Below are 18,919 nucleotides of genomic sequence, written 5' to 3' on the forward strand. Positions count from 1 at the left end.
TCACCTTCGTCGACAAGTACGGCGCGGTGATCATCACGGGCGCGATCAAGATCGTTGTGATCCTGATCGCCGCCTTCGTGATCAGGGCTCTGCTGCGCAAGGTCATCGACCGGATCACCACGCCCGGCAAGGAAGGCAAGAAGCCGGGCCTGCTCAAGCCGTTGCGGGAACGCGCTCCGCAGGCGCTCGGGAACCTCATCTCCGAGCGCCGCGAGCAGCGCGCCCGCACGATCGGCTCCGTGCTGAAGTCGATCGTCACGATCCTGATCTTCGGCATCGCCTTCCTCGAGATCCTGATCGTGGTGGGCATCAACATCACGCCGATCCTGACCTCGGCGGGCATCCTGGGCGTCGCCATCGGTTTCGGCGCCCAGAACCTGGTGAAGGACTTCCTGGCCGGCATGTTCATGCTGCTGGAGGACCAGTACGGCGTCGGCGACGTCGTCGACCTCGGCCCCGCCACCGGCACCGTCGAGGCCGTCGCGCTGCGCACCACCACGATCCGGGACACCGGCGGCACGGTCTGGTACGTCCGCAACGGCGAGATCCTGCGCGTCGGCAACTCGTCGCAGGGCTTCGCGGTCGCCGTCGTCGACCTTCCGCTGAGTTACGGCGCGAACCTCGTCGAGGCCACCCAGGTGCTGGAGCGCAAGGTCACCGAGGTGGCCGACAAGGACCCGCTGAAGGCGGACATCACGGCCAAGCCCGAGGTGCTCGGCGTCGAGAAGTTCACGCCGGAGGGCATCACCCTGCGGGTCACCGCGAAGACGCGCCCCGGCCGCCAGTGGGCGGTCCAGCGCAACCTGCGCGCGCAACTGATGCCCGCCCTCGAGGAAGCCGGCTTCACCGCCAAGTGAGTTAGAACACCCATTCGAGACGATGATCATCCGGCGTCCTGCCAGTTCACAACCCTATGGCGGAGCCAACAGCCGGGGCGGCCTGCAGGCAGTGGCCCCCGTGAGTCAGGATGGGTACGTGGGAAACCCCGTGAGCTTCTTCGAACAGGTCGGTGGCGAGGAGACGTTCCACCGCATCGTCGCGCGCTTCTACCAAGAGGTGAAGGCCGACGACGTCCTCCTCCCCCTCTACCCGGAAGAGGACCTCGGACCTGCGGAGGAGCGGCTGAGGCTGTTCCTGGTGCAGTACTGGGGCGGACCCCACACCTACTCGGACAACCGGGGCCACCCGAGGCTGCGGATGCGTCACGTCCCGTTCAAGATCGGACCGATCGAGCGGGACGCGTGGCTGCGCTGCATGAGGATCGCCGTCGACGAGGCCGGCTTGGACGAGGCTCACCGCAAGCAGCTCTGGGACTACATGGAGATGGCGGCGAACAGCTTGATGAACAGCTTCTCCTGACCGCCCATCACCCGTTCGGGTCCTTTAGCAGCGAGACGAATGGCAGGATGACCCCCCGTGCGCCGATCCTCCGACCTCACCCCCGAGATCGCCGAAGAGTCCGCCTGGTGGCGTGACGCCGTCTTCTACCAGGTCTACGTGCGTTCGTTCGCCGACTCCAACGGCGACGGCGTCGGTGACCTCGACGGCATCCGTTCCCGCCTCGGCTACCTGGAGCTGCTCGGGGTCGACGCCTTGTGGCTCACCCCGTTCTACCGCTCACCGATGGCCGACCACGGCTACGACGTGGCCGACCCGCGTGACGTCGACCCGATCTTCGGCGACCTGGCCGCGTTCGACCGGCTGGTGGCGGACGCGCACGAGCACAACATCCGCGTGACGGTCGACCTGGTCCCGAACCACTCGAGCGACCTGCACGAGTGGTTCCAGGAGGCCCTGCAGGCCGGTCCAGGCAGCATGGAGCGCGCCCGCTACATCTTCCGCGAGGGCCGCGGCTTCGACGGCTCGCAGCCACCGAACAACTGGACGTCCGTCTTCGGCGGCCCCGCGTGGACCCGCGTGCCGGACGGCCAGTGGTACCTGCACCTGTTCGCCCCGGAGCAGCCCGACCTCAACTGGGAGCACCCGGAGGTCCGCGCCGACCTGGAGCGCACGCTGCGGTTCTGGCTGGACCGCGGGGTCGACGGCTTCCGCATCGACGTGGCCCACGGCATGGCCAAGCCGGAAGGCCTGCCGGACATGGAGATCCGCGTCCAGGCCCCGGGCGTGCTGTCCGACGACGTGCACGACCCGCGCTTCGACAACGACGGCGTGCACGAGATCCACCGCATGATCCGCAAGGTCATGGACGGCTACCCCGGCACCATGGCCGTCGGCGAGATCTGGGTGAAGGACGACGAGCGCTTCGCCGCCTACGTCCGTCCCGACGAGCTGCACCTGGGCTTCAACTTCCGGCTGGTCGAGGCCGGCTTCGACGCCGACGCCGTCCGCACGGCCATCGAACACTCGCTGGCGGCGGTCGCCCTGAGCGGCACGCCCGCGACGTGGACGTTGTCGAACCACGACGTGGTGCGTCACGTGACCCGCTACGGCGGCGGCGCGCTGGGCGAGCAGCGGGCCCGCGCGATGACGCTGGTCGAGCTGGCGCTGCCGGGCGTGATCTACCTCTACAACGGCGAAGAGCTCGGCCTGCCCAACGTGGAGCTGCCGGACTGGGCCCTGCAGGACCCGACCTGGGAGCGTTCCGGCCACACCGAGCGCGGGCGCGACGGCTGCCGCGTGCCGATCCCGTGGGAGGGCACCAGCCCTCCGTTCGGGTTCTCCACGGCCGTGAACACCTGGCTGCCGCAGCCGAACGAGTGGGACCACCTCACGGCCGAGGCGCAGCTGGAGGACCCGGGCTCGATGCTCTCGCTCTACCGCGAGGCGCTGGAGCACCGGAAGTCCAACGCGGGCTTCGCCGGCGAGGAGCTCGAGTGGTACGGCGCCCCGGCCGGCTGCTTCGCGTTCCGCCGCAAGGGTGGCGGGCTGATCTGCGCCCTGAACACCTCGGGCGCGTCCGTGCCGCTGCCTCCCGGCCAGGTGCTGCTGTCGTCCGGTCCGATGGACGGCGACCAGCTGCCGCCGGACACGGCCGTCTGGCTCGTCTGAGTTCTTGATCGCGAAACAGCGCCCCAGGCCGTTGCCTGGGGCGCTGTTTCCTGTTCCGGAGAGTCAGACCAGCAGCGGCAGCATGGAGTGGCGGCGGCGGACGACTGCGCCGTAACGGGCGTCGATCCGCAGCCACGAGTCGGTCCCGGTCACCCGCACGTCGCCGTCCTCGCCGAGGAAACCCATGCCCGACAACGCGAACAGGACCCGCAGCGGGATCTTGACGTCCAGGCCGGACCCGCTGACGGTCAGCACCGTCTGGTCCAGCAACGACGCCGGCGGCGTGCCCTGCGGCCCGGTGTTCTCCCGCGCCACCTCGACACCCTCGTCCGCCAGCTTGGCGACGACCTCGACCGGCAGCCGGTCGACCATCAGCCAGCCGTCGGTGGGCGGCAGGGCCGAGCGCCACATCAGGTCCTTGGCGGGGCCCGGGTCGATGCGTTCGTCGCGCATCACCGCGAGGCCCGTCAGCAGCTCCGAGCCGGACACCGTGACGTCCGCCGGAGTCGCTTGTCCCGCAACGGTTCGCGTCGCGAGCGCGTCGAACGGCGTGGCCACCCACGCGTCGAGCATCTCTTCGTCGCGGTTGCGCAGCCGCACCACGGTCTGCGCGTCGAGCCGCACGGCCCGCGCGGCGAACGCCCCGAGGTCGTCTCTCTCGGCCGCGTCGGCCAACACCAGCTCAGGCACCATTTCCCCCTGCACGCCACCCGGCGAGAAAGTCGCGCTCGGCCTCGGTCAGCCTGCGCGGTCGTGCTGTCGTCACGTTGTAGGGCGCCATGAGCGTCTCCGCCCTGACCACCACCGGGCTGTCTGCCTCACGGCTGCCACGCACCACGTAGTCGAGCGTCAGCGACGCGGACTTCAGCTCCCGCACCGACATCTCCACCAGGACGCTCTCGCCGGTGAACACGATCGGCGCGAGGTACTCGACCACGAGCTTCGCCACGACCATGCCCTCGGCCAGTTCCTTGACCCCGTGGCGGGCGGCCTCGGTGAACAGCAGCTCGATCCGGGCTTCTTCCAGCAACGTCACCGTGTTCGCGTGGTTGACGTGGCCGAACGCATCCATGTCCGACCATCGAGGCCGCACACCAGTGACGAAGACACCCATGCAGGGACCCTACCGTTGACCGACCTTCACAGGACCTCCACACCAGCCGATTGAAAAGCGATAGGCAGCTCTCGATACTCGATCTATGTCTCGCGTCGTGGTGTTCTTCCTGCAGGCCCTGCTCGCCGTCGCGGTCCTGGGTGGCCTGTTCGCGCAGGTCGCGGTGATCCCGGCGACCGCGGCGAACGAGGTCGACCTCTTCCCGCCCTACGAAGCGGTGCGGGTGCCGTTCGTGGCTTCGGCGATCATCTTCGTCGCGTGCCTCCAGGTTCTGGCGGTGGCGCTGGGAGGGATGCTGCACAGGGCGGCCGAGGGCACCGTGTTCGAGTCCGGCTCGCTCACGTGGACCAGCGTCGCGATCGGTGCCATCGCCGCCGGAGCCGCTGTGCTCGCCTGGTTGTTCGTCTACGTCACGTTCGCCGAGATCCCCTCGCCCGCGGACGGCATGGAGGTCCTGGGCCTGTGGATGGGGTCCGCCGTCGGCACGATCGCGGCGATCGGTGTCGCGCTGCTCGTCGTCGTGGGGCGGCAGTGGCTCGGTCGCGCGATCGCCCAGCGCGCGGAGCTGGAGCAGGTCGTCTGAAAAAGACCGGGGCGCCGCGGAGGGGATTCCGCGGCGCCCCGGTCTTCGTCCGTGCTCCTACCTGACCATGCTCCGCACCTGGCGGGCGGCGACGGACAGGGTCGCGAGGTCCAGCTGGTGGACCCGGTTGATCTCCTCCAGCGCGCCGCGCGCGCGAGCCAGGCGGGAAGCGTTGGCCTGCTCCCACTTGGAGATCTTCTCGGTCGCCGTGTCGCCCTCGTCGCTCGCCCTCAGCACGTCGACGGAGATGGCTCGCAGCGACGAGTAGAAGTCGTCGCGGAGAGCCAGCCGCGCCAGGGCGTGCCAGCGGTTGCCGCGCTCCAGGCTCGTCACCGAGTCCAGCATGTGGTCGATGTCGAGGTGGTCGGACAGCGTGAAGTACAGCTCGGCCGTCTCCCGGTGCGTGCGCTCCGGGCCCGCGCCGCCGGTCGGGCCGAACTCGCGTTCGGCCAGCTCGGCGATCTCGGTGACGTCGAGCAGGCCGTACATGTAGAGCAGCGCGGCCACCTTGCGGGCCAGCTCGGCGGGGACGCCCTGTTCGACGTACCGGTCCGCCTTGCCGGCGACGACGTCCAGTTCCTTGCCCTGCAACAGTTCGAAGGCGAAGGGGCTGAGCTCCTCGACCACGCCGCGGAAGCGGTTGATCGTGGAGCCGACCGGGAGCGGCTGGGGACGGTTGGAGAGCAGCCAGCGGGACGCGCGGTCCAGCAGGCGGCGGGTCTCCAGCACCATGTTGTCCTGGACGTCCGTCGGCACCACGGTGTCCAGCGCCTCGATCTCGCGCCAGACAGACGGCAGGTCGAAGACCTGGGTGACCACGGCGTAGGCGCGGACCGCGTCCGTCACCGACGCGCTCATCTCCTCGGCCAGGCGGAAGGCGAAGGAGATGCCGCCGCCGTCGACGACCTCGTTCACGACGACCGTCGTGATGATCTGCCGTGCCAGCGGGTGGTTCGGGATCGCGGCGCCGAAGCGTTCGCGCAGCAGGCTCGGGAAGTAGTCCGGGAGCTTGCGGGTGAACGTGTCGATCGTGGGGATGTCGCTCGCCAGCAGCTCTTCCTTCAGCGTGAGCTTCGTGAACGCGAGCAGCGTGGCGAGCTCCGGCGACGTGAGACCGGCACCGCTCTTCTCCAGCGCCTTGAACTCCGCCGCGCTCGGCATCGCCTCCAGCTTGCGGTTGAGCGCGCCGCGAGCCTCCAGGTCGGCCGTGAGGCGCGCGTGCACCGACAACATCGGGGCCGCGTGCGCCCGGCTGACGCCGAGGACGTTGTTCTGCGAGTAGTTGTCCGCCAGCACGAGGTCGCTGACCTCGTCGGTCATCTCGGCGAGGACCTCGTTGCGCTGCACCTGCTCCAGCGAACCCTCCCGGACCAGCTGGTCCAGCAGGATCTTGATGTTGACCTCGTGGTCGGAGCAGTCGACGCCCGCGGAGTTGTCGAGCGCGTCGGTGTTGACCTTGCCGCCGGCACGCGCGAACTCGATGCGGCCGCGCTGGGTCAGCCCCAGGTTGCCGCCCTCACCGATGACCTTGACGCGCAGCTCGTCGCCGTTGACGCGGATCGAGTCGTTCGCCTTGTCGCCGACGTCCCCGTGCGACTCGGTCGACGCCTTGACGTACGTGCCGATGCCGCCGTTCCAGAGCAGGTCGACCGGCGCGAGCAGGATCGCCTTCTTGAGTTCCGGCGGGGACAGCTTCACGACGCCCTCGTCGAGCCCGAGCGCGACGCGGGCCTGCTCTGAGATCGGGATCGACTTGGCCGTGAGCGGGAAGATGCCGCCACCCTCGCTGATCAGCGAGCGGTCGTAGTCGTCCCACGACGAGCGCGGCACGTTGAACAGGCGCACGCGCTCGGCGAACGACGTGGCGGCGACCGGGTTCGGGTCGATGAAGACGTGCCGGTGGTCGAACGCGGCCACGAGCCGGATGTGCTCGGACAGCATCATGCCGTTGCCGAACACGTCACCGGACATGTCGCCGATGCCGACGACGGTGAACTCCTCGGTCTGCGTGTCCACGCCGAGCTCGCGGAACGAGCGCTTCACGCTCTCCCACGCGCCCTTGGCCGTGATGCCCATGGCCTTGTGGTCGTAGCCGATCGAGCCGCCGGAGGCGAACGCGTCGCCCAGCCAGAAGCCGTAGCTCTGGCTCACACCGTTCGCGATGTCGGAGAACGTCGCGGTGCCCTTGTCCGCGGCGACGACCAGGTACGTGTCGTCGGCGTCGTAGCGCACGACCTGCGACGCGGGCACGACCTCGTTGTTCACCAGGTTGTCGGTGAGGTCGAGCAGGCCCGAGATGAACATCTTGTAGCAGGCGATGCCCTCGGACATGAAGTTCTCGCGGTCGATGCCGGGGTCGCCGGTCGGGGCGATCGGCTTCTTGACGACGAAGCCGCCCTTAGCGCCGACCGGCACGATCACCGCGTTCTTCACGGCCTGTGCCTTGACCAGGCCGAGCACCTCCGTGCGGAAGTCCTCGCGGCGGTCGGACCAGCGCAGACCACCGCGCGCGACGCTGCCGAAGCGCAGGTGCACGCCCTCGACGCGCGGCGAGTACACGAAGATCTCGAACTTCGGCCGCGGCTGCGGCAGGTCCGGGATGGACTGCGGGTCGAGCTTGACCGACAGGTACGGCCGCGCGTTGCCGTCCGCGTCGCGGAAGAAGTAGTTCGTCCGCAGCGTGGCGTTGATCAGCGTGAGCAGGTTGCGCAGGATCCGGTCCGCGTCGAGGCTCGTGACGTCGTCGATCAGCTTGCCGGTCTCGACGACCATCGTCTCGGTGCGGTCGGCGCGCGTGGCGTCGTCGAGCCTCGGGTCGAACCGGGCCTCGAACAACGCGACCAGCGCGATGGCCACGCTGGTGTGGCTGAGCACGGCGTCCTCGATGTAGTCCTGCGAGTACGGCGTGCCCGCCTGCCGCAGGTACTTCGCGTACGCGCGCAGCATCGCGGCCTGCTGCCAGGTGAGCCCGGCCTGCAGCACCAGCGAGTTGAACCTGTCGACCTCGGCCTCACCGCGCCAGGCGGCGGCGAACGCGTCCTGGAACCGCACGCGCACCTGGTCGAGGTCGGCCTCGGACAGCTGGGCGAGCGCGGCCTTGTCGATGCGCAGGCCGAAGTCGTAGATCCAGCACTGCACGCCGTCTTCGCGGGCGATCTCGTACGGCCGCTCGTCGACCACGATGACGCCCATGCGCTGCAGCATCGGCAGCACGTCGGACAGAGTGATGCCCTCGCCGGTCACGAAGAGCTTGAAGCGCCGCTCCCCCGCCTCGGCGTTCTCGGGCACGTAGAAGACCATGTCGAGGTCGCCCTCGACGAGGGCCTCGATGCGCCGGTAGTCCTCGAGTCCGGTGGCCGCGGGGAAGTCCTCCTTGTAGGCCTCGGGGAAGACCGTGGCGAACCGCTGGCCCTGCTCCGTGGCCGACTCGGCACCGAGTTCGCCGTTGCCGCCGACGACGGCCTCGACCATCCGGTCGTCCCAGCTGCGCACGGCCTCGGCGAGCTTGGCCTGGATCGCGTGGACGTCCGGCTCCAGCGTGCGAGCGGGGTCCGTGTGCACCGTGAAGTGCACGCGGGCCAGCGCGGACTCGCCGATGCGCGCGCTGTACTCGAGGTTCAGGCCGCCGAGCTCGGCGAGCAGCACCTCCTGCATCGCGAGGCGGCTCGTCGTCGTGTAGCGGTCGCGCGGCAGGTACACCAGGCACGAGAAGAACCGGCCGAACGGGTCGCGGCGCAGGAACAGCCGCAGCCGGCGGCGTTCCGCGAGCGCGATGACACCCGTCGTCACCTGGTAGAGCGTCTCGGCGTCCACCGAGAACAGCTCGGTGCGCGGGTAGTTCTGGATGACCTCGAGCATCCGCTGGCCGGAGTACGACTGCAGCGGGAAGCCCGCGCGGTGGATCACGTCGCGCACGCGGCGCTCGATCACCGGGATGTCGAGCACGTTCTCGTGCAGCGCGGTGGTGCTGAAGATGCCCAGGAAGCGGTGCTCGCCGGAGACGTTGCCCTCGGCGTCGAACGTCTTCACGCCCACGTAGTAGGGGTAGACGCTGCGGTGCACGCTGCTCTGCGCGCTCGCCTGCGTCAGCACCAGCAGGTCCGGGCTGAGCGCCTGCACGCCGTTGTCCGGCCCGGCGGTCAGGCTGCGCGCGGCGAGGCTGTCCTGGCGCAGCACGCCGAGACCGCTCGCGAGCACGGCCCGCAGCGCCGGTTCGCCGTCCTCGTGCACCAGCTCGTACTGCCGGTAGCCCATGAACGTGAAGTGCCCGTCCGCGAGCCACCTGAGCAGCTTCGAGCCGTCCTCGGTCGCCTCGGACGGCTCCTTCTCCAGCTGCTCGGCCAGCTGCAGCGCCGTGGCGGCCATGCGATCGGTGTCCTCGACGACCTCACGGACGTCGGTCAGCACCGACAACAGCCGCGTCTCGAGCTCGCGGGCACGATCGGGGTCGGTGATGAGGTCGACCTCGATGTTCATCCACGACTCGGCCAGCGCGTCGGCGGGCGGATCAGCCGGATCGGCGGTCGGCAGCACCTCGGTGCGCTCGCCGGTGACCGGATCACGCCGCACCACGACGATCGGGTGCACGACTCGCTGCACCTGCACGCCACCCCGCGTGAGCTCGGACGCGACCGAGTCGACGAGGTAGGGCATGTCGTCGGTGACGACCTGGACCACGGTGACGGGACACTGCCACCCGTCGTTCCCGCGGGTCGGGTTCAGGATGCGCACCGCGGCGCGTCCGGGAACGCGGCTCTCGGCGAGCTGGTAGTTCGACCGCACCGCTCCGACCAGGTCCACCGGGTCGTCGTCGTTGACTTCCTCGGCGGGCACGTGCCGGTAGAAGAGGCGGATCAGATCAGCGAGTTCGGGGGCATTGGCGGCGGCCCGTTCGATCAGCTCGTCACGGACCTGCTCAGGACTGGCCGTTGGACTCCCATCACCCGCGGCGGGGGCCGCGGAGACGTCGTCGGTTCGGGTCGGGGCTCCAGTCGAGGTCATCTTCAGGCGACTCCACGCTATCCGGCACCTCTGTGTGCCGGGTCCGACCCCACCCTAGATGGGGTGGCGGCCGTCACCGGCAACGGGAGGGGCTCTGACGGACCACTGAATCGTGGGCTGAATCGAGTCACATCATCAGTGGCGACAAGGCTTTCCGCACCGTGGACCCGACCGGGCACCGGCGAACTGCACCGGCCCCGACACCCGTTCGACCCACAGCTTTCATCCGATCATGGGCCCAGCGGCATCGTGACCACCGCCGGACCGCACCACGTCACCGGCCGGCCCACCACTGGTCGCCGGGCAGCCGCTCCCGCGACTCCTCTCCCGGCGCCGGGCAGGCGGGGTTGGGCAAGGCTTGAGGTGTGGTGCTGACCACCCTCACGCCCCCGGCAACGTCCAGCCGGGAGACCCGTCCGCCCGGAAGGGACGAATCGGGCCGGTGGTCTCGCTGTCCGACGCCGCCGGCACCGCGGCGATCGGCCCGGTCTTCTCCTGCGCTGACTCCGGCGCCGGCTCCGCGAGGAACTGGCTCGACGACTCCGCTGTGGACTGCCGGGAACCGAAGGCCTGGCTCGCCCCGAACAGCGGGACCCCACTGGGCGGGGTCTTCGCCGCCGAGTCCTGCTCGGCCCGGAACCGCCGACCCGCCGCCTCCGAATCCTGCTGGGCGTCCAAGGACAGGCCTGGCCGGAACAACGCCTCCGAACTCGGCGGAGTGTCCGCCGCCGGATCCCGCTGGCTCCCGAACCGCCGGTGCGCGCCGGACGCTTCGTCCGACGTGGCCACAGGATCCGCTACCGGGTCCTGCTGCGCACCGAACGGACGGTCCGAACCGAACACCGCGTCTGACGAAGGTGTGGCCTCCGCCGTCGAGTCCTGCTGGGAAGCGAACGGCCGGCTCGAACCGAACTCCGCGTCCGGCGCGGCCTGCTGGTCGCCGACAGGCCGGCCCGGCTGGAAGTAGGCGTCCGAGCCGGGCGTGACTTCCGCCGCCGGCTGCGAGCCGGTCTGGAAACCGGTGGCCGCGCCGAACGACTCCCCCGCCGGCAACGCGAGGTTCGCATCGGCGGAGGGCTCGGCTTCGGCAGGGCGGGCCGGCTGGTCTGGCGTCGTCGCGTCCGGTCCCGGTGGCGTGGCGGACCAGTCCGAGGTGCTCAGTTCCGAGACCTCGAGCAGTTCCTCGTCGGTGCGGCGGCCCGTCTCGTAGGCGACCAGTGCTTCGGCCAGCAGGTCGGCGAGGCTCAGCTCACTGGGCCTGCGACGGCTGCTGGGGCGGCCCGACCGGTCGGCGGGCTCGCTCGCCGGGGTGGTGCGCGGGGCGTCGCCTGCCGGATCGGGCTCGCCGACCGCGCGGAAGCGCTTCTCGGTCGGCGCGTCGGAGTCGGGCGAGACCGGACCGTCCTGCTGCTCGGCGAGAGTCGCCGGTTCGGTGCTGTAGGCCAAGGGGGTGCCGAACGCCGCCGGTGAGCCGAAGGACTGGGTGCCGAAGGTGGCCTGCGTGCCGAAGCTGCTCTGGACGCCGGACGCCGGCTGGGCCTGGTCCGGCTGCGACTGCACGCGCACCGGGGTCGTCGGGGCGTCCGAGGGGTCGTCGTCCACGTCCGCCGAGCTCAGGAACGTCGCCGACAGCAGGTCCCGTTCCGGGGCCGGCGGGATCTCGGCCGGGACCGGCACGGACGGGATCGGGTCCGGGAGGGGCGGGAGCGGCTTGTGCTCGGGTTCCGGCTCCTGGTCCGGGGCCTCCGCCGGAGTGGGCGGGACGGGGATGGAGGCGACGGACCTCGGCTTCGGGGCGCTGAAGTCGAGACCGCTGAAGTCCAGGTCCGGGAGCTTGCGCTCGTCCGGGTCGGCGGCGGCCGGGAAGCCCGCCGCAGGGGTGTGCAGCGGGTAGGCCGGGTCGTCGACGTGGGGACCGAAGTCCGGGGCCGCCGGTGGACGGGAGAACGCCGCGGCGAGACCCGAGCGGCCGGGGCTGTCCGGGGAGGCCGCGTCGTCGCCGAAGTAGCCGGGGCGGGCCGAGATGCCGGAGTCCTCGAAGTAGTTCTGCGACGGTTCCCCGGCGGGGCTGTCCTGGCGCAGGCCCGACGGGGGTTCCACGCGCCACGACGGCGTCTTGGTCTCGGGCTCGGCGTCACGGCGGCGGCGGCCGCCTGCTCGCAGGCCCTGGGCCTTGAGCATGTCCAGCACGCTCTCCGACTGGGATCCGGACGCCTCGTCGCGCGCGGCGGCCTCCGCACGAGCGGCTTCCTCGCGGGCAGCAGCTTCTTTGGCGGCCTCTTCGCGTTCGACGGCCTGGCGGGCGACCTCCTGGTGCGCCGCCTCCTGCCGGGCGACGTCGCGGCGGACCGCTTCCTGGCGCGCTGCCTCGCGGCGGGCTTCCTCCCGGCGCACGGCTTCCTGGCGTGCGGCTTCCTGCCTGGCCAGTTCCTGACGCGCCGCCTCCTGGCGGACTGCCTCCTGCCGGGCAGCTTCCTCCTGGCGCGCGGCTTCCTGCCTGGCGGCTTCCTGGCGCGCCGCCTCTTCGCGGGCCGCTTCCCGGCGAGCGGCTTCCTCGGCGGCCTGGGCTTCGCGTTCGGCCTGGGCGCGCTGTTCGGCGCGGGCCGCGCGTTCCGCCTCGATCTGGCGGCGGGCCTCGCGCTGCAGCTCCATGAGCTGCTGCTCGACCTTGCGCTTGCGCTCCTGCTCGACGGTGAGCGGCGGCTGCTCCTGCGGAGGCTCTGGATCAGGAAGTGCCGGTGTGATGGGAATTTCGGCGATGGTGGTCGGCCGGTCGTCGATCTCGCCGGCGGCCACACGGGCGGCACGGCGGCGGCCGCTCACCATCGCGCCCGCGGAGGCGATCAGGCCGGAGGCGGGGACGGTGCGGTCGGAGGAAGACGAAGACGGAGAGGAGGACGGCAGGGGTGCGGGTGGCGGTTCCACGGCTTCCGGGGTCTTGTCATCGGGCTCGCCGAACGGCTGGACCATGCGCCACCGGTCGGCGGCGTGTTGTCGGGCCGCGGACAAACCTTCCACGGTCATGTCTTCGGCAGCGCGCCGGACGCGCTTGACCTTCAGCCCGTCGCCCTTGCGGACCTGGACCGGGCGCCACTGCCGGAGTTGTTGCTTCAGTGCGGCGGACAGCACGCCGTCGGTGACCACCTGCATGCCCTCGACGGGACGGAGCACGCTCGCCAGCTGCTGGTGCAGGTCGGCGGGCTGGCGGTGGACGCCGGAGAACTCGGCGGCGAGCCGGGCACGCACCGCGTAGACGGCGCGCGCACGGCGGCGTTCGGCGGCGTGGGCGGAGCGCAGATTTGTCAGCGCGTCGGCCAGATCACCGGACACCTCGTGCACGTGGGCCAGCGCGAGCAGGCTTTCGGCCAGCAACGTGTCGAGCTGGTGGCGTTCGGCGCTCGCCGCGGCCTCGCGCAGCATCTCCCTGGCCAGCGCGACCCTGCCGGCGGGCAGGTGCACGCGCGTGGCCAGCGCCAGGCGCAACCACCCCACCTCGGACGCCGACGGCGCACGCACCGGGCGGTCGAGCAGCGGCGCGCCGACGTCGCTCGCGTCGAGCAGGCGGTTCGCGTCCATCAGCGAGAGCACCAGCTCCAGCGTGAGCCGGCCGGCTGCCTGGCCGCTGTCCGCGCACGGATCGGAGAACCTGCTCAGCAGGTCGAGGCCTTCACGGGCGGCACCGATGGCGGCGGCGAGATCACCCCACCGCCGGTGCTGCGCGGCCTGCACCGCGCGGATCAGGCCACGCAGCAGCAGACGTGTGTCGTCGTCGAGCGTCGTGTCGGCGACGTAGAGCTGGTCCGCCTCGGCGAGAGCCTGGGTGGGCTCGTCGCCGCGGCCGACCGTGACGAGGCATTCGCTGGCCTGCACCAGCGCGGAGGCCCGCAGTTCCGCGGGCACGTCCGGCGCTTCGAGCACCGGCGTGACCGCCGCGAACCCCGTCAGCGGGGCTCCCACGGACCGCGCGCACGCCGCGAGCTCGACCCGCAGCAGCCACGCGGTCTCGTACTCACCGGCGGCCTCCGCCGCCTTCAGGGCGTCGATCGCCCTGTCGGCGATGCGGACGCCGCGGCCCATGCGGTTGCCCGCGAAGACCACCAGCGACTCCGCACGCAGGCGGTCGGCTTCGTCGCGGCGGGTGGAGGCGAGCGCAACCGCTCGCTCGCCCAGCACCAGAGCGAGCTCGGGTGCGCGCCAACGCAGCATCCAGGCGGGCACGACCAGCGTGCTCACCTCGACGTTCGCCTGCGTCTCGCCCCTCGCCGCCACGACGTCGCCGTTGCCCTCTCAGTCCCGTGTCAGCTTGCGGTACGTGACACGGTGCGGCCTCGCGGCGTCCGCACCCAGGCGCTCGAGCTTGTTCTTCTCGTAGCCCTCGAAGTTGCCCTCGAACCAGTACCACTTCGACGGGTCCTCGTCCGTGCCCTCCCACGCGAGGATGTGCGTGGCGACGCGGTCGAGGAACCACCGGTCGTGGGAGATGACCACGGCGCAGCCGGGGAACTGCTCGAGAGCGTTCTCCAGCGAGCCGAGGGTCTCGACGTCCAGGTCGTTGGTCGGCTCGTCCAGCAGGATCAGGTTGCCGCCGAGCTTGAGCGTGAGCGCGAGGTTGAGGCGGTTGCGCTCACCACCGGACAGCACGCCCGCGGGCTTCTGCTGGTCCGGGCCCTTGAAGCCGAACGCGCTGACGTACGCGCGGGACGGCATCTCGACGTTGCCGACGTGGATGTAGTCGAGTCCGCCGGACACGACCTCCCACACGTTCTTCTTCGGGTCGATGCCGCCGCGGTTCTGGTCGACGTAGGACAGCAGGACCGTCTCGCCGACCTTGACCTTGCCGGCGTCGGGCTCCTCGAGACCGACGATCGTCTTGAACAGCGTCGTCTTGCCGACGCCGTTCGGACCGATGACGCCCACGATGCCGTTGCGCGGCAACGTGAACGACAGACCGTCGATCAGGACCCTGTCGCCGAAGCCCTTCTTGAGCTTGTCGGCCTCGACCACGACGTTGCCCAGACGCGGGCCCGGCGGGATCTGGATCTCCTCGAAGTCGAGCTTGCGGGTCTTCTCCGCCTCGGCCGCCATCTCCTCGTAGCGGTCGAGACGCGCCTTCGACTTGGCCTGGCGGGCCTTCGCGCCGGAGCGCACCCACTCCAGCTCGTCCTTGAGGCGCTTCTGCAGCTTCTGGTCCTTCTTGCCCGAGATCGCGAGACGCTCGGCCTTCTTCTCCAGGTACGTGGAGTAGTTGCCCTCGTAGGGATGGGTCTTGCCGCGGTCGATCTCGAGGATCCACTCGGCCAGGTTGTCCAGGAAGTACCTGTCGTGGGTCACGGCGAGCACGGCGCCGGTGTACTGCGCGAGGTGCTGCTCCAGCCACAGGACGCTCTCCGCGTCCAGGTGGTTGGTGGGCTCGTCGAGCAGCAGCAGGTCGGGCTTGCTCAGCAGCAGCTTGCACAGCGCGACACGGCGGCGCTCACCACCGGAGAGCTTGGTGACGTCGGAGTCCGGCGGCGGGCAGCGCAGGGCGTCCATCGCCTGGTCGAGCTGCGAGTCGATGTCCCACGCGTTGGCGTGGTCGAGCTCCTCCTGGAGCTTGCCCATCTCCTCCATCAGCTCGTCGGAGTAGTCGGTCGCCATCAGCTCGGCGATCTCGTTGAAGCGGTCCAGCTTCACCTTGATCTCGCCCAGGCCCTCCTGGACGTTGCCGAGGACGGTCTTCTCCTCGTTGAGCGGCGGCTCCTGCTGCAGGATGCCCACCGTGTAGCCGGGGGCCAGGTAGGCCTCACCGTTGCCAGGTGTGTCCAGCCCCGCCATGATCTTGAGCACGCTCGACTTGCCGGCGCCGTTGGGACCGACCACACCGATCTTCGCGCCGGGGTAGAACATGATCGTGACGTCATCGAGGATGACCTTGTCACCGTGCGCCTTGCGCACCTTTTTCATGGTGTAGATGAACTCGGCCATGGCGGCGATCGTAGAGCGGTGCCCAGAGGCTCCTGACCTCGGTCGCCGACAAGCAGGCGCGCACGTCCGGATCGAGCGTCACGCGACTCGGTGACCAGCCCGTTCCGTTCGAACGTGAACGACCCTCGGCGATCGGTCCTCAGCGGCTCCGATCTACGAGCTTCCCTCCTTCGTGGATCTCGGTACGTGCATTCTTCTCCGGCGGTGCCGCCGGTTCGGGCGTGTTCCCGAAGTCCGGAACCGGGTTGCCCCGAACGGCTCAGAACGGAACGGGTTCCTCTGCCGGATCTTCGGCGACCCGCGGTTCAACGAGCGGGGCGGAGCCCAGTGACTGCACCCGGCTCAAGTCCAGCCCGACGTGCAACGCGTCGAGGCTGAACGCCTGCCGCTTCACGTCGTCCTTCTCGTAATGACGGATCCGCAGCTTGCCCTGGACGATCACGGGGTCACCCTTGGACAGCGTGGTCTTCACGCTGTCGGCGAGCTTGCGCCAGCACGACACACCCATCCACAGCGTCTCGCCGTCCTCCCAGTCGCCGATCACCGTGTTGTACCGGCGCTCGGTCGAGTTGATGCGGAAGAACGCGTTCGTCTTGCCGTCCTCGCCGTGCTTGTAGGTGATGTCGCTGACGACAGTGCCAACAACGGTGATCACGGTGGAATTCCAGGACATCGGGCTTGCCTCCAGGTCGCGGGGTTCTGGACCAGGTTGCTCCGGAGGCGGGTGGCCGGGGTGGGGTGGCGGCGGATCTGTGGACAACTCGCGGGTTGTGGACAGGTCGAGATCTTGAACGGCCTCGGACCGCGGAATCGTCGGGGGTCCGTGCTAGGGCGACGCTGGAGCGCGTCGAGTGAGTGAGCGCCCACTCATTGACATGAGTGAGTACTCACTCATACAGTTGCGGACGTGTCAGAGGAACCACGCCGCCGCCGCGCCCCCGCGATGAGCCCGGAAGACCGCCGCGAGGCGATCGTCCAGGCCACGCTGCCGCTCGTCGTGAAAGCCGGCGCGAACGTCACCACCAGCCAGATCGCCGCCGCGGCCGGAATCGCGGAAGGCACGGTGTTCCGCGTCTTCAAGGACAAGGCGGAGCTGCTCGACGCGTGCATCCAGCGCGCGCTGCACTCGGACGAAGAGGTCGCACGCCTCGAAGCGATCCCGGCGGACGTACCGCTCGAAGAGCGGCTCACCGCGGGAGTGGCGACGTTCAGCGGCTACCTCGACCGGATGTGGGGTGTCATCGGCGCGCTGCGGGAGTCCGGCTACCAGCCGCGCGACGAGGACCACAAGAAGCACAAGGGACCGCCGATCGGCATGCAGCAGCTGTCCGACGCCGTCGCCGGCCTGTTCGGCGACGCGGAACTGCGCGTCAGCCCCGACCTCGCCGGGCGGATGCTGCTCGGCGCCGTCTTCACGAACCGCATGGGCTCGGGCTTCGGCCAGACCGAGGCCGAACCCGCCGCCATCGTGGAGCTGTTCCTGCACGGAGCACTCAAAACAGGGGGAACAGATGTCTGAGCTCATGATCGAAGCGCACGAGGTGAGCAAGAGGTTCGGCGACGTGAACGCGCTCGACGGCGTGAGCGTCACCGCGAAGAAGGGCTCCGTGCTCGGCCTGCTCGGCCACAACGGCGCCGGCAAGACCACGCTGGTCAACCTGCTCACCACGATGCTGCCCCCGTCCAGCGGCAGCGCGAGGGTCGCGGGGTTCGACGTCGTGAAGCAGAGCCACGAGGTCCGCAGCCGCATCGGCCTGACCGGTCAGTTCGCCGCCGTCGACGAGCAGCTCAGCGGCCACGACAACCTCGTCCTGATCGCCCGTCTGCTCGGCGCCAGCCGCAAGCAGGCCCACTCGCGCGCGGACGACCTGCTGGAGCAGTTCGACCTCGTCGACGCCGCCAAGCGCAACGCCAAGACCTACTCCGGCGGCATGCGACGGCGTCTCGACCTGGCCGCGTCGCTGGTCGGCAACCCCGAGGTGCTGTTCCTGGACGAGCCGACCACCGGCCTCGACCCGGCCAGCCGCCTCGCGATGTGGGAGATCGTCGAGAAGCTCGTCGCGGACGGCACGACCGTGCTGCTCACGACCCAGTACCTGGACGAGGCCGACCGCCTGGCCGACTCGATCACCGTGCTGTCGCACGGGAAGGTCGTCGCGTCCGGCACGAGCGCCGAACTGAAGGCCCAGGTCGGCCAGCGCACGGTCACCGTCACGCTCGACTCGGTGTCCGAAGTGGACACCGCGCTGGCAGCCATCAGCTCCGTGGGGCTCACCCCCGTCGCCGAAGGCCTCACGCTCACGACCCCCGTCAGCGCGTCACGCGACCTTGCGACGGTCGTGCGCGCGTTGGACGACAACGGCTTGGAGGCGCACGAAATCGGCCTCAAAGAGCCGACTCTCGACGACGTCTACCTCACTCTCGCTGCGAACTAGGGGGAATCATGGCGACTTTGACCTGGCACGGCAGCAGCTACCCGACGCAAGTCCTCGTGCTGACTGGCCGTTCTCTGCGCGCACTGCTGCGCACACCCGCTCTCGTCTTCTTCAGCATCCTGCAGCCGTTGATCATGCTGACGCTGTTCAGCCAGATCTTCAGCAGCATCACGTCCACGGCGAACTTCCCGCCGGGCATGAGTTACATCAACTACCTGCTGCCCGCGATCCTCGTGAACACCGCGATGCAGTCCTCTCTCGCGTCCGGCATCGGGCTCGTGCAGGACATGTCGAACGGTGTGCTCGCACGGTTCCGTTCGCTGCCCATCCGCCCGAGCACGGTTCTGTTGGCGCGCAACCTGTCCGACGCCGTCCGCACGGCGTTCCAGCTGGTGCTGATGATCGCGTTCGGTGTCCTGGTGTTCGGGTTCCGGCCGGACGGCGGCATGCTCGGCACCCTCGCCGCGCTGGGCCTGGCGCTGGTCGTCGGCTGGGCGCTGAGCTGGGTGTTCATCGCGATCGCCGCGTGGGTGCGCAAGGCCGAGCTCATGCAGACCGTCGGCTTCCTGGCGATGTTCCCGCTGATGTTCGCGTCCAGCGCGTTCGTGCCGGTCAACGGCCTGCCGGGCTGGCTGCAGGCGATCGCGAAGGTCAACCCGCTGACCTACGCGGTCGACGCCGCCCGCAGCCTGGCGCTCGCCCACCCCGTCACGGGTGTGCTCGGCGCACTGGTCACGAGCGGCGCGATCGCGGCGATCGGCGCGTTCTTCGCGGTCCGCGGATTCCGCCGCCCCCTGTCCGTCTGATTCGTGT

At 69.9% G+C, this 18,919-nt stretch carries 13 protein-coding genes; 7 read left to right on the plus strand and 6 right to left on the minus strand.

Annotation, left to right across the window (positions count from 1 at the left end; translation table 11 throughout):
• Window positions 1-26 precede the first annotated feature (26 nt).
• The 3 genes from DFR72_RS37310 to DFR72_RS37320 all read left to right on the plus strand — a co-directional run bounded on the left by DFR72_RS37310 (window position 27) and on the right by DFR72_RS37320 (window position 3,009).
• Window positions 27-857, plus strand: a complete 831-nt coding sequence (locus DFR72_RS37310) for a mechanosensitive ion channel family protein (protein ID WP_245983806.1) — start codon at window positions 27-29, stop codon at window positions 855-857.
• 118 nt (window positions 858-975) lie between these two features.
• A complete protein-coding gene (locus tag DFR72_RS37315) occupies window positions 976-1,359 on the plus strand; it encodes a globin (RefSeq protein ID WP_170176580.1) in 384 nt (127 codons plus the stop codon).
• Between the two features lie 57 nt (window positions 1,360-1,416).
• Entirely contained in the window at window positions 1,417-3,009 is a 1,593-nt protein-coding gene (locus DFR72_RS37320; RefSeq protein WP_090071311.1) for a glycoside hydrolase family 13 protein, read from the plus strand.
• A 63-nt stretch (window positions 3,010-3,072) separates the two neighbouring features.
• Here the strand turns inward: DFR72_RS37320 and DFR72_RS37325 are convergent, their stop codons facing one another.
• Window positions 3,073-3,699 (minus strand): DUF8010 domain-containing protein, encoded by a 627-nt coding sequence (locus DFR72_RS37325; RefSeq protein ID WP_090071491.1) that lies wholly within the window; start codon window positions 3,697-3,699, stop codon window positions 3,073-3,075.
• Window positions 3,692-4,123, minus strand: coding sequence for an acyl-CoA thioesterase (locus DFR72_RS37330; RefSeq protein WP_090071313.1), 432 nt, complete (start codon window positions 4,121-4,123; stop codon window positions 3,692-3,694). The genes DFR72_RS37325 and DFR72_RS37330 overlap by 8 nt, the downstream gene beginning before the upstream one ends.
• 85 nt (window positions 4,124-4,208) lie before the next feature.
• Here DFR72_RS37330 and DFR72_RS37335 point away from each other — a divergent pair, with 85 nt between their 5' ends.
• Window positions 4,209-4,706, plus strand: coding sequence for a DUF2975 domain-containing protein (locus DFR72_RS37335; protein ID WP_090071315.1), 498 nt, complete (start codon window positions 4,209-4,211; stop codon window positions 4,704-4,706).
• A 57-nt stretch (window positions 4,707-4,763) separates the two neighbouring features.
• On the opposite strand, the gene DFR72_RS37340 is transcribed toward DFR72_RS37335, so the two are convergent.
• The 4 genes from DFR72_RS37340 to DFR72_RS37355 all read right to left on the minus strand — a co-directional run bounded on the left by DFR72_RS37340 (window position 4,764) and on the right by DFR72_RS37355 (window position 16,326).
• The gene (locus DFR72_RS37340) at window positions 4,764-9,707 is read right to left on the minus strand and encodes an NAD-glutamate dehydrogenase (RefSeq protein ID WP_090071317.1); all 4,944 of its coding nucleotides are present in this window, start codon (window positions 9,705-9,707) and stop codon (window positions 4,764-4,766) included.
• 381 nt (window positions 9,708-10,088) lie between these two features.
• On the minus strand, window positions 10,089-13,976 hold the full coding sequence (locus DFR72_RS37345) for a hypothetical protein (RefSeq protein WP_090071319.1): 3,888 nt from the start codon (window positions 13,974-13,976) through the stop codon (window positions 10,089-10,091).
• Window positions 13,977-13,994: 18 nt separating this feature from the next.
• Window positions 13,995-15,671 (minus strand): energy-dependent translational throttle protein EttA, encoded by a 1,677-nt coding sequence (gene ettA, locus DFR72_RS37350; protein WP_090071321.1) that lies wholly within the window; start codon window positions 15,669-15,671, stop codon window positions 13,995-13,997.
• 259 nt (window positions 15,672-15,930) lie between these two features.
• On the minus strand, window positions 15,931-16,326 hold the full coding sequence (locus tag DFR72_RS37355) for a single-stranded DNA-binding protein (RefSeq protein WP_170176581.1): 396 nt from the start codon (window positions 16,324-16,326) through the stop codon (window positions 15,931-15,933).
• Window positions 16,327-16,578: 252 nt separating this feature from the next.
• Here DFR72_RS37355 and DFR72_RS37360 point away from each other — a divergent pair, with 252 nt between their 5' ends.
• From DFR72_RS37360 to DFR72_RS37370, 3 genes are read left to right on the plus strand one after another with little or no spacing between them, the layout of a single operon-like run.
• The gene (locus DFR72_RS37360; RefSeq protein ID WP_090071325.1) at window positions 16,579-17,190 is read left to right on the plus strand and encodes a TetR/AcrR family transcriptional regulator; all 612 of its coding nucleotides are present in this window, start codon (window positions 16,579-16,581) and stop codon (window positions 17,188-17,190) included.
• Window positions 17,183-18,106 (plus strand): ATP-binding cassette domain-containing protein, encoded by a 924-nt coding sequence (locus DFR72_RS37365; RefSeq protein WP_090071327.1) that lies wholly within the window; start codon window positions 17,183-17,185, stop codon window positions 18,104-18,106. The genes DFR72_RS37360 and DFR72_RS37365 overlap by 8 nt, the downstream gene beginning before the upstream one ends.
• Before the next feature lie 8 nt (window positions 18,107-18,114).
• Entirely contained in the window at window positions 18,115-18,912 is a 798-nt protein-coding gene (locus DFR72_RS37370) for an ABC transporter permease (protein ID WP_090071329.1), read from the plus strand.
• Window positions 18,913-18,919: the final 7 nt, after the last annotated feature.

The organism is Lentzea flaviverrucosa (genome assembly GCF_003350445.1).
Lineage (GTDB): Bacteria > Actinomycetota > Actinomycetes > Mycobacteriales > Pseudonocardiaceae > Lentzea > Lentzea californiensis.

Bases quoted from the DNA above. Each gene is read 5' to 3' on its own strand.
- DFR72_RS37370 (WP_090071329.1), top strand. From the start codon at position 18,115: ATGGCGACTTTGACCTGGCACGGCAGCAGCTACCCGACGCAAGTCCTC.
- DFR72_RS37330 (WP_090071313.1), bottom strand. From the start codon at position 4,123: ATGGGTGTCTTCGTCACTGGTGTGCGGCCTCGATGGTCGGACATGGAT.
- DFR72_RS37335 (WP_090071315.1), top strand. From the start codon at position 4,209: ATGTCTCGCGTCGTGGTGTTCTTCCTGCAGGCCCTGCTCGCCGTCGCG.
- DFR72_RS37365 (WP_090071327.1), top strand. From the start codon at position 17,183: ATGTCTGAGCTCATGATCGAAGCGCACGAGGTGAGCAAGAGGTTCGGC.
- ettA (WP_090071321.1), bottom strand. From the start codon at position 15,671: ATGGCCGAGTTCATCTACACCATGAAAAAGGTGCGCAAGGCGCACGGT.
- DFR72_RS37340 (WP_090071317.1), bottom strand. From the start codon at position 9,707: ATGACCTCGACTGGAGCCCCGACCCGAACCGACGACGTCTCCGCGGCC.